The sequence below is a fragment of the Parafrankia elaeagni genome (assembly GCF_000374165.1).
In the GTDB taxonomy this organism is placed as follows: Bacteria; Actinomycetota; Actinomycetes; order Frankiales; family Frankiaceae; genus Parafrankia; species Parafrankia elaeagni.
This window is the reverse complement of sequence record NZ_KB893759.1, coordinates 25,447-33,399: the sequence shown is the minus strand read 5'-3', so window position 1 is coordinate 33,399 and position 7,953 is coordinate 25,447. Positions and strand designations below refer to the sequence as shown.

The window sequence follows — 7,953 nt, the reverse complement described above, 5'->3', positions numbered from 1 at the left end:
GGAAACCACTCCTGCTCTTCCTCGTCGATGTGGTGTTCCACGTTCTCAATCAGAACTGCCGTCTTGGCATCGAAACGCTCTGCCTCCGGCGGGAGCGCGGCCAGCTCCATGACAAGGAGGTCTACGACATGATGCTCCTCGTACGATTCGAGGATGTCGCCCTCCAGCGCCGGCAGCAGGCCACGCACCTCCGGATACATGACCTCGTTCTCGGTGTAGGTGTGCACCGTGAGCAGCTCGATGATTTTCTCGACAAGCCTGCCCTTCGTGGCGTGGGCATTCTTCCCCGTCTCCTGGAAACGCCTGAACGCAGCCTTAATCTCTCTGTGATCTTCCTTCAGGAGCACGATGGCGTCCGTCGACATTTCAGATCCTCCGAATCTCGACGAGGTGAGCTTCGCGCGGCCGTCCCCCGCCCTTCCTCTCCGGTCGTCCGCCCCGAGCGCCGCCGATGACGACTGGCGGGAACGGGTGCTAGGGACGCAGATCCCCACACGTCTCCGGGTGAAACGTCCGGTGGATGAACAGTGCGACTCATGACCCTCTTCGCGATCACGATGTGGCCGATGATGGTCAATGCGGCCCGCGATGGAGGCGGCCGACGACGGTTGTCAGCAGCTCGACGGGGCGGCGGGGCACGCCGAGCAGCGAGGTGAGGAGGCTGTGGCGCAGCACCCTGCCCGGATAGCCGCCGTCGATCCGTCCCGGGCCGGGGCCGGGCTGGTCGACGATGTCGGACGGCTCGGCCGGGCGCTCCTCCCGCAGCGATTCGACGCCGGTCCGGCGCAGCGAGAGCAGCCGCATCGCTGAGTGCCGGTGACAGCCGGACGCTCAGCGATGCGGCCATCGCGGCCCCGCCGACGAGCACCTCTCGGCTTGGCCTCACGGCCGCCCGCACGATCGCGTCGGCGACGACCTCCGGCGCGTACACCGGCGGTGGCGGCTTGGGACGTCCACCGATCCGGCTGCGGGCGTGAGCAGAGAAGGGCGTGTCGACGGAGGGGGCAGCACGGTGGTGATCGCGATCGGAGTGCCTTCCTGGGCGAGTTCCACCCGCAGGCTGTCGTAGAAGCCGCGCACCGCCCACTTGCTGGCCGCATAGCCGCTGTGCAGCGGCATCGCGCGAGGAGATGCCGATCAGGACGCCACCACCGGCCCGCCGCAGCGCGGGCAGCGCCGCCTTCGCCCCGTAGATCTGCCCCAGCACGTTGATGCGCAGGACCTGCTCGAACTCGGCGTCGGTGATCTCCTCGACCCGGCCCCAGACACTGACGGCGGCGGCGTTCACCCACGTATCGACACGGCCGAAGGTCCGCTCGGCGCTGGCGGCGAGCGCACGGGCGCCCTCCGGGTTCGCGATGTCGGTCGGCACGGCGAGAGCGCGCCCGGTACCGACCTCGCCGGCGATCTCGCCGGTCAGGGCATGCAGGGCAGCGATGCCGCGGGCCGCGCGCATACCACCCGCGCCCCGCGCGACGGGCGAAGGTGAGCGCGGCCGCCCGACCGATGCCGCTGGACGCCCCGACGACCACCACGACCTGCTCGTCCAACGGTCTCGTTCGTATTCCTCACTCATCCTTCTCACCAGGTACCGGCGCCAGACAGCCCCGCATCCGGGCACACTGATGATCATTGGCCTTTCAGGGGGTGCCGCGGTGGGTCGTCCCGTTCGTTGTCGAGCCGGCCGGGGCGGTCCCGCCCCATGACCTCGTTCGCGAAACTGGTGTTTGCGGAAAGGCGCTCGTCGGGTGCGCTGGCGGCATCCTCGGTCGCAAGCAGGCCCGGCTGCTCACCGAACCGCAGTGCCGACACCGGGTCGCTGGTGCTGACGGCGGCCACGGTCCACTCCTCAGCCGAAACGGCGGTCGGGTTGGTTCCCACCGCCCTGGCGGGTGCGTCGCCGGGGTCGGCGGGGGCGCCCGGGGCTGGGGCGTTCGCTTCCGTGAGGGACGGTTCGCCGCCTGGCCCCTGACCGGAGTCACGCCGGTCCGCGAGGCGCTTGCCCGCGATCCCGAGCCCGACCCCTGCGCTGAGCAGCAGCGCCGACCGGCGCACCCGACCCTTGCGACGCCCCGAGTCGGGCCTGTTCCGGATCTGCGTCTTCATCAAGAACTCCTCGTCCTGCTCCCACATCGGCCTGCCGGATCAGGGCCCGGACGGAACCAGATCTGACCGAGGTCTGTTCAGAAGCCGGAGCCGTAAACGTGACCGTGCACGTTGCCGACAGACAGAGCCCCGGCACCACGACGCCCGGCACATGCGACTGGGAGCTGGCTGAACCGCTGACCTTGATCCGGCGATAGGCAGCCGTGACCGCAGAACCGCCGCATAGGAGTCGCCGTGCGGCGATCCGGCCTCTCCGACCAGATCATTCGGGCGAGAAGGCGCGGCTGCCGGCTCGCGCCCTGTGGCGGCCTATCGGAGCAGAGGGAGGACCTCCTCGGCCAGGAAGCGGATGCCGCCTTCCTGATCCGGGCCCATCTGGGAGATGTAGACCTCGTCGAATCCGGCGTCGACGTAGGCCTGGATCGATTCGGCGGCGCGCTGGGCGTTTGGCCCACAGGCCACCGCGCTCGCGGTCTTCTCCGGGCTGCCCGCTTCGGTGAGGGCCTCGAAGGTGTGCCACATTGGCAGGTCCTGGGCGGCTTGGCCGCCGACACCTTCGAACCCCCACAGGCGGTAGGCCGTCTCAGCAGCCTCCTTCTCGGTCGGCGCCCAGCAGATCTTGGCACCCGCCTGGGTACGGCCCGCTCCCCCGCTCTTCCGGTAGCGCCGGAGCCCGTCCGCGTCGGGCTGGACGGTGATCCACCCGTCCCCGACGCGAGCGGCGAGCTCGGTCGACTCCACGCCGAACCCGCTGATGAAGATCGGCGGCGGCGTTTCGGGAAGGCTCCAGATCCGGGCGTTGTGCACGGTGAAGTACCGACCCTGATGCGTCACGGTCTCACCGGTCCACAAACGGCGGATGACCTCGATCGCCTCCTCCAGCCGCTCGAGGCGGACACTGACCGGCGGCCACGCATCACCCAGAATGTGCTCGTTGAGCGCCTCGCCCGAGCCCACACCGAACGTGAACCGACCGGGGGCGAGTGCGGTCACCGTCGCCGTCGCCTGAGCCAGCACCGCAGGATGGATCCGGAACGTCGGGCAGGTCACGGCCGTAGTCATACGCAGGCCAGTAGTGGATGCGATCGCGCCGAGCACCGCCCAGACAAACGGGCTCTCGCCCTGACTCGACTGCCACGGATGGTAGTGGTCGGACACCCAGACCCGGTCGAACCCGGCTGTCTCGGCCGCCTGGGCGTAACGGACGATCTCCGGAGGGCTCAGCTCCTCCCCGGACAGAAATAGGCCGAAGTCAGTCACGAGCACCGCCTACCCCAGCAGAGAGCCGACACTCCCCTCGCCTCCCAAGAAGCTACGGGGCACCTACGTGCCAGCCGGACACACCGCACGGCAACCCGGCGGGGTAGCACCGCGCCAGACGGCAGTGCAGACAGAGCCCCGCCCTGGGTGTAGGCCGTCACACGTCCCGCGAGATGAAGGCAAGCCCCGAAACAACTCGCGCACCGTCATCTCGGGATCTTCTGGATCATGACCGCGCGAGTTCCGGCTCCTCCGCACGGCCCTCCGCAACTACGCTCCGCAATCGGGGTCCGCCGGCACGTTCGGGGAATCGAACCAGACGATCAATGCCCCGACCTGGGCGTCTTCTATTCGATCAACCATCAGATCTCATAGATCTTACCTATTTACCCAGGTCAGGGCATCGTTACGCATCGTGGTGGACCTGACGCAACACAATAAGAACCGCCTGATCTTGGTTCAGGGTCCCGAGATCACCGTCCGACCGGTCTCCACGAGGTTCCTGACCAGGGACGATGCCCAGTGAGCGCCCGGCCAGCAACCTCGCCAGCCGGATCGAACACACGTTCCATAGACCTGGTGGGTCCGAACGGCACCGCCCGCATGGTCACAGTGATCGTCGGAACCGTCGTCGGGCTCACCTTCCTCTTCGGGCTGGGCAACGTCGCCACACTCGGCATCCGCCTCGGGGTCCCGACCTACGTCGCGATCCTCGTGGCACCCGCAGTCGATCTCTCCGTCATCGGACTCCTCCTCGGCGCGCGCCACCTCACCCTGCACGGCGGGCCTGCCGACGTCATTCGCACCGCCCGACGCCTACTGATCTTCGCCAGCGTTGTAACCCTCGCCCTCAACATCGCCGAACCCCTCATCTCCGGCCACTACGGCAGAGCAGCCTTCGACGCCGTCGGCCCCCTTCTACTTATCGGATGGGCAGAGGTCGGGCCCGGTCTCCTCCAAGCCATCCAGACCACCTCCTCACCCGTCGCCCTTCACCCATCGATCGAAACGACGAGGACAGACCCCTCGCGGGCATCAGAAACACCACCCCCGCCGACCCAACACCGACAGAAGACAGCAGACTCCACATCACGTCAGACCGAACGGGAAGCACGCCGGCAAGACCTCCTCCACCGCGCACGCGCCGAAGACGTCCTCCACTGGCAGCACTACCAGCGCCCCATCTCCGCCGAGACGCTCCGCAAACGACTTCACATCGGCACGGGCACCGCGCGCACCCTGGTCACGCATATACGCCGAGACACCGGGGCCGCCGTCGACAGTCAGCCGCCCACCATCGACACCGAGTAGGCGCATCGGCTCGGGAGCCGCAGGATGGCTGGCGAGCGCCCCACGGTGCGAGCAGGGCTCCGAACCGCGCAAGGGCCATTTACGCGGTTCGCTGGTCGACCGGGCCGCGTCGGTGTGGTCGCGGTCGTAGCGGAGGAGATGCCTCGGCTGATGCGATCAGCCGCGCAGACTGGGCCGCTGGCCGTGAGGCGGGTGCCCCTGTCGGCGCCGGCTGGACGGCGCGCGCAGGCTGGACCCGGTTGAGGATCTCGGCCTACAGTCGGCGCAGCCTCGACATCTCCTCGGTCTGGCACTGTGCACTGGGTCGCGCTGAACGTCGGCAGTCGGACCGCGCCGGCCGCCCACGATCCACATCTGCGGAGCGCCGACCCGGTCCAGTCAGTCGGATCCCCCGCGTGGCGCGGCGGTAGGTGTCTCCGCGGTCACCCGGTCAACTCTGTGGCGGTTGGCTCGCCGTCTTGGCCCTCGATCGGCGGCGGCGGCTCGTCGAGTCCGTTGCCGGTCGTCGACGGTGACACCTCGGGGGCCGATGGGGAAGGTGACTGCGATGTAACCGACGGCGGGGTGGCCGGCGGGCTCGGTGCGACGGGTGGGGTGGGAGTGGTTGGCGCTGCCGACGGCGTGGTTGGTGGTGTCGGGTCTGGTGTCCGTGGGGTGAGCGGAATGATTGTGACCCCGGGAACGACCCTCGGGGTGGGAGAAAAAGCCGGCGCTGGCAGGTCGGGATCCGGGGAACGTGCCGGTTCTGTCGTCGGCGGGTGCGCGGGTGAGGTGGACGCGGCGGGCGGGTCGGTGGTTGGGGATGTCGACGGGGTAGGGGTGTCGGGTACGGCGGTGGGGCTGTTCTGCTGGTAGCCGTTCATCCAGGTGAGGACGGTGCGCAGGTAGCTGTTCGAGGGGTTGTAGGCGAGGATCGCGGCGCGGAGCTGGTCGGGGTGGGTGAGGTCGCGGCCGTGGGCGCACAGGTAGTGGCCGGCGGCGAGGGTGGCGTCGTGGATGTTGTGGGGGTCGCGGCGTCCGTCATGGTTGCCGTCGCGGCCGGCGCTGGTCCAGGTGGTGGGGATGAACTGCAGGGGGCCGACGGCCCGGTCGTAGACCGTGTCGTGGTCGAGGGTGCCGTGGTCGGTGTCGCGGATGAGGGCGACACCGGCGGTGCCGTTGAGGGCGGGGCCGAGGATGGGGCGGGTGATGGTGCCGTCGGCGGTGATCGGGTGGCCGTGGGCGTGGCCGGATTCGACTTTGCCGATGGCGGCGAGGAGTTCCCAGGGTAGGTGGCAGCCGGGAACGTCGCGGGCGAGATCGTCGGCGGTCTGCTGGTAGGCGGCCAGCATGCGTGCGGGGATTCCGCGGTCGGTGGCGGTCAGGGTGATCGTGCTGGCCGTGGTGGTCGCGGGTGAGACGGCGCTGTCGGCTAGGACCTGGAGGGTGGGGACGGTAGTAGCTGCTGAGGTGTCCCCGCTGTCGGCGGGCACGAGCGCGGGCATCGTTCAGCTGCCGGGCCGGACCGGCCTAGTGCCGCCTGTGTCGGACTGCTCGGTGAGGGTGCGGGGGCCGGCCGCGGTGCAGAACAGCAGCAGGCCCGTGGCAAGCACCGCTGGCAGGAGCGCGGTGCGGATCAACCCGCGGCGGACGAGGCCGGTGCTTCGCCTCCGGTGGGCGGGCCGGCGGCTACGGCGGCGGTGCCGGGAGGTGGCGTGGGAGGTTCGCCGGTGTCGGCCGTGTGTCGCGGGAGGGGTGCAGGCTGGTGGGAGGGGCTGGGTGTAGGAGAGCGTGGCCGGTGCCGTTCGGGGGCGCTGGTGTCGGGTTGCCGTCCTGCTCATGTCTGGCTGTCGCCGGCGGTCTGCGGTGTGGCCGGGCGGGGGATGCTGACCGCTGGCGGCTCAGCTGGTTGCTGCTCCGGAATGGTGACGGTGGGTCCGGGTCGGCGCACCCTCGTCGGCTGTGGGGGTGTTGGCGCAGGTGCTGGTGGTGTGGCCTGCGTGGTCGGGTCGGCTGCCAGGTGTGGTGCGGGGCTGGTGCCGGTGGTCCGCAGCAGGTGTAGCTCGCGGCGTAGTCGGGTGTTCTGTTCCTGCAGGTGTCTGAGGTCGGCGTGTTGGCGGCGTGTCTGCCCCTGCCGGTCTGGTGCCGTGTCCGCGTGGCGGACCCACCTGCGGAGCGTTTCGGTGCTGACGCCGAGCGCCGCGGAGACGGTCTTGATGGCCTGCCAGGTGGACCGGTGGTCGTCTCTGATGTGGGCGACGTAGGCGATCGCGCGGGCTCGGAACGGCGGCGGGTACCTGGTCGGACGGATCACGGCGATCTGCTCCTGTGCGCTGTCGGCGGGCTGTTGAGCGGTCGACGGCGCGCGGAAGCGCCGGGCTTCGAAAAACACCAGATCTGCCTCGACGTCGAGGTGAAAGGACGGCGTCGCCGCCATTCATGACTCTTCCTTGGGCGCGCGACACTGCGCAGATCGCGAAGGCGGCAGCGGTACATTCCGCAGGCCGAAAAGAAGGATCGCCCCCGCAAAGATCCAAGATAGGACTATGGCACGAACCGAATGGCACGTCAGCCAATCGGCGAAAGAAAGTTCCCTACTGCCCGCAGCTGCGGTTCGCCGGCCGGCAGACCGACGGGGGTGACGCTACGCAACTGCCAGCCGCAGCCGGGTGCCCCCAGCATGGTGGCGCTCCGCCACACCTCTCGCTGACGGTGTGGATCCAGGACAGTGGGGGTACGGCGTGCCTGAGATCGGAGTTGCGCGACGTACCCGACCTCTTCGCAGGCGGATCAGGCCTCTGGAAATACTCTCGTTTTGTTTCCACAAGGTAACGCACTTGTGTGTGTCCGATCCGACATCGCCTACGAAGTGCATCAGGTTTCACTACAGAAGACCCACATCTCGCCGACGGATCTCGCGGGTTCGGTGCAAGTATGTCCCGTTACGGGCCCCCAAGTTCTATCACGCAAAGTAGTCGAAGCTGCCGTCACATCAACCCTCCAGTTACAGCGTGTAGTGGCTTTGGGCTGTTGATCGTTGGTCTTCGTTTGCGTCCAAGGTTTCGGTTCTGCCATTTTCGACGATCTGGCGCGGCCCCTATTTCCCTACAGGGCCGCGCCAGTTCCGCGCGCCCTGAGAAGGGCCTCCTGGTGGATCGGAGTTGGCGTTATGCGGGTGCTCCCCGTACGTCGTCGCAGGTCAATCATCCGTTCTCTGTCCGTTCTGCTGGTCGCGCTGCTGGCGGCCACCATCACCCAGTTCCTCCCCACGGTGAGACCGGCGTCCGCCGCACCGGC

The 7,953-nt window shown here is 68.6% G+C and carries 7 protein-coding genes and 1 pseudogene; 1 reads left to right on the top strand and 7 read right to left on the bottom strand.

Going from position 1 to position 7,953, the window contains the following annotated elements; all coding sequences use genetic code 11:
- The 5 genes and pseudogenes from B207_RS0125700 to B207_RS0125685 form a co-directional block, all read right to left on the bottom strand.
- A partial coding sequence (locus B207_RS0125700) for a hemerythrin domain-containing protein (protein ID WP_018639547.1) occupies positions 1-365 on the bottom strand: 365 nt, incomplete at its 3' end.
- 208 nt (positions 366-573) lie between these two features.
- Positions 574-804, bottom strand: a complete 231-nt coding sequence (locus B207_RS41945; protein WP_018639546.1) for a hypothetical protein — start codon at positions 802-804, stop codon at positions 574-576.
- A 78-nt stretch (positions 805-882) separates the two neighbouring features.
- Positions 883-1,456 (bottom strand): annotated as a pseudogene (locus B207_RS41940) (SDR family NAD(P)-dependent oxidoreductase).
- A 173-nt stretch (positions 1,457-1,629) separates the two neighbouring features.
- Complete coding sequence (locus tag B207_RS0125690) at positions 1,630-2,106, bottom strand: hypothetical protein (RefSeq protein WP_154675626.1); 477 nt, start codon at positions 2,104-2,106, stop codon at positions 1,630-1,632.
- A gap of 309 nt (positions 2,107-2,415) precedes the next feature.
- Positions 2,416-3,366: a TIGR03557 family F420-dependent LLM class oxidoreductase gene (locus B207_RS0125685; protein WP_026311453.1), complete on the bottom strand. Its 951-nt coding sequence runs from the start codon at positions 3,364-3,366 to the stop codon at positions 2,416-2,418.
- 522 nt (positions 3,367-3,888) lie between these two features.
- On the opposite strand from B207_RS0125685, the gene B207_RS0125675 reads away from it, so the two are divergent.
- Complete coding sequence (locus B207_RS0125675; protein ID WP_035742307.1) at positions 3,889-4,677, top strand: hypothetical protein; 789 nt, start codon at positions 3,889-3,891, stop codon at positions 4,675-4,677.
- 422 nt (positions 4,678-5,099) lie between these two features.
- Here B207_RS0125675 and B207_RS35610 read toward each other — a convergent pair whose 3' ends face one another.
- Both B207_RS35610 and B207_RS37270 read right to left on the bottom strand, forming a co-directional pair.
- Positions 5,100-6,161 (bottom strand): lytic transglycosylase domain-containing protein, encoded by a 1,062-nt coding sequence (locus tag B207_RS35610; protein WP_154675625.1) that lies wholly within the window; start codon positions 6,159-6,161, stop codon positions 5,100-5,102.
- Between the two features lie 332 nt (positions 6,162-6,493).
- Positions 6,494-7,093 (bottom strand): transposase, encoded by a 600-nt coding sequence (locus B207_RS37270; protein ID WP_018639539.1) that lies wholly within the window; start codon positions 7,091-7,093, stop codon positions 6,494-6,496.
- Positions 7,094-7,953 lie beyond the last annotated feature (860 nt).

What these genes read in the sequence shown, in the direction of transcription:
- B207_RS41945 (WP_018639546.1), bottom strand. Translation starts at nt 804, where the DNA reads ATGCGGCTGCTCTCGCTGCGCCGGACCGGCGTCGAATCGCTGCGGGAG.
- B207_RS37270 (WP_018639539.1), bottom strand. Translation starts at nt 7,093, where the DNA reads ATGGCGGCGACGCCGTCCTTTCACCTCGACGTCGAGGCAGATCTGGTG.
- B207_RS0125690 (WP_154675626.1), bottom strand. Translation starts at nt 2,106, where the DNA reads ATGAAGACGCAGATCCGGAACAGGCCCGACTCGGGGCGTCGCAAGGGT.
- B207_RS35610 (WP_154675625.1), bottom strand. Translation starts at nt 6,161, where the DNA reads ATGCCCGCGCTCGTGCCCGCCGACAGCGGGGACACCTCAGCAGCTACT.